Source organism: Methylocystis sp., assembly GCF_051061225.1.
Taxonomy (GTDB): Bacteria; Pseudomonadota; Alphaproteobacteria; order Rhizobiales; family Beijerinckiaceae; genus Methylocystis.
Genome location: NZ_JBPFEB010000027.1, coordinates 1 through 2,423, shown reverse-complemented (window position 1 = coordinate 2,423; position 2,423 = coordinate 1). Strand labels below are relative to the sequence as shown.

Annotated in this window: 2 protein-coding genes; both read right to left on the bottom strand. The window is 62.4% G+C overall.

Annotated elements, in window-relative coordinates; translation table 11 throughout:
• A partial coding sequence (locus tag ACR652_RS05675; protein ID WP_434505549.1) for an MMPL family transporter occupies positions 1-2,237 on the bottom strand: 2,237 nt, incomplete at its 3' end.
• Positions 2,234-2,423: LolA-related protein (locus tag ACR652_RS05670; protein WP_434505548.1), on the bottom strand; the 190-nt coding region annotated here is incomplete at its 5' end. The genes ACR652_RS05675 and ACR652_RS05670, both read right to left, overlap by 4 nt.

Genomic DNA, 2,423 nt, shown 5'->3' with positions numbered 1-2,423 from the left:
CCGAACCCGAGCACGGTAGCGACATTGGCGAACAACAGCGAAGCCACAGTGCGCGGCGGCAGCGCTTGTGTTGCATCGCGCTGGTCAAAGAACAGCGCGTAGTTGGAGCCGATGGCGACAATCAGCAACAGGCCGATCAGGTGCAGGATGATGAGCTGCTGCCCGGCCAGAGCCAGCCCTGCCGTAACGGTCAACACCGCTGCCGCCAGCGGCAGGACGACGGCAGCCACGCGCCGCGGCGAACGCAGCACCGCGAACAGCAGAGCGACTATCGCTGCCAATCCGGCCAGCGAGAGCAGGATGGCCTCGTGCAGATAGCCGGAATACAGGCGGTTGGATTCGGCTTTCAAGTCCACGAACAGCGCGTTGCCGGAGCTGGGCAGGGTTTTAGGCAGGGCATCGCGCACCAGCGCGGCATTGATATCGCCGCTTTCCGGCGCGGTCAATGGCAACAAGGCGTTCCATTGATTATTTTGCCGGATCAACAGGCCATCTACCGCCATGGCCATTGCTGTGCCGTCCAGGTCGGCGCGTTGCAGCAAAGGCTGGCTTCGGGCAGCCGCCACATCGGCAAGAAAAGGGGTGAACAGCTGTGAGCGCACGGGCAAATCCTTCGCGGCCTGCTCGAGCCGTGAGGTCAATACCGCAGTTTCCGGTAGGCTCGCTTGCCGCGCTTGCTGGGCAGCCGCGCTGGGCAGATAACGGCTGGGGCTCTCGAACGCGGCGAGCGCACCTTGCTCAACCAGCGGTTGCAGCGCAAGCGAGACCTGCTCGGCGGAGCGCAGTACGGCTTCGCGGCTATCGCCGGAAACCACGACCAGATAGCGCACATCGGGCGCGCCCATGCCTGCACGCAAGCGCGTATCCAGCGCTTGGTCGGCGGTGGAAACCGGGCTCAGGGCGGCGAGCTCGTGGTTCCACAAATTGTCGCGGTGGATATAGAGTACGGCACTGGCTACCGCTAGCAGTGCAACAGCAGCCCAGCGCAAGCGCTGCGCTTGTTTAGCCAGACTTGAAAGCCTTGCGCCCATCGTTGAAACATCGCGCACCTGAAAACCGGCAGGCAGCAGATGCGGCAGCACATAACGCGTCATTGCCGCTGCCGCCAGCAGCCCTGCGATCGAATACAGGCCGAGCTGCGCCAAGCCGGGGAAGCCCGAGAACAGCAGTGAGGCGAAGCCGAACACCGAAGTCAGTACGCCCAGCCGTATCGTCGGCCAGACGCGGGCAACCCAGTTTTTGCGGTCGGCTTCGCCTTGTTCGGACTGCATGAAAAGATAAATCGAATAATCCACGGCCTCGCCGATCAGGGCTGTGCCGAAACCCAGCGTGATGCCGTGCACCACGCCAAAACCCAGGCTGACAGCGGCGATGCCCGCCAGGATGCCCGTCGCCACCGGCAGAAAACCCAATACCAGCGCGGCGAAGGAGCGATAAACCGCCAGCAGCAGCAAGGCGATGAGTACCGAGCTCACGATGAAAATCAGCCTGACCTGCTGCTTAATGGCGTCGCGCGACAGCACGGAGAATACGCCGGGGCCGGTCATGAGCAACTGCGCGCCAGTGCTTGCGCCGACTTCTGCGAACGCAGCGCGAACCGCTTGCATGGCCTGTTGCTGGGCATCGGTATCCGAGCCGGAAGCATGGGTTTGCGCCAACAACAGCGCCGTCTTGCCGTCTTTCGACGCCCATGCGCCATTGATCATTTGCGGCTTGTCAGCGCCGTTCATCTGCTCGAGCAGTTGCAGCATTTCCCCAGTGGGGTCACGCGGCAGCAGGGATTTCATGAGCAGGCCGGCGGGGGACGCCAACTGGTCAATGCTGTCGCTGAGCGCGGCATGCAGGCCTTCGGCGCTGAAACGCTGCGGCGTGACGGCGGGGCTGAGCAGGTAGCGGTTCTTGAACAGGTAATCGCGGTCGCGCTTAGCGCTGACGGGCTCGCCGTTGTTAATATCAATAAACGCCGGATTATTGCGCAGGCGATAGGCCATTTCCTTGGAAAGCCGGGCACGCGTGGCTTCGTCCGCGCCTTCGATCCCGATCAGTATCAGCTTGGAGGCCAGCCCGTCGCGCAACTGGTCCATGAGCAACTGCTGCTCCGCCGTCGGCGTGCGCGGCAGGAAAGCGGACAGGTCGGCGGTGAAATGGCTGCGGGCGATGATGGCCGCACAGGTCAGCATGACCGCCAGCCAGAGGGTTATCGCAAGCTTGCCGGTTTGTAATATGGTTGGCTTCACGGCATAGGTAATTGCGTGATAGTCATCAACGAGCTATCGCCGTCGGCCTGCTTGATCGCTATGCTGCGCAGCTCGTTACGCGCGCCGACGATACGAATGCTTGCCACGACCTTTTGCATTTTGGCGTCAATCGGCGTCAGCACCAGCGTCCAATCCTGCTCGCTGCCATCCAGACTCAACTGGTAG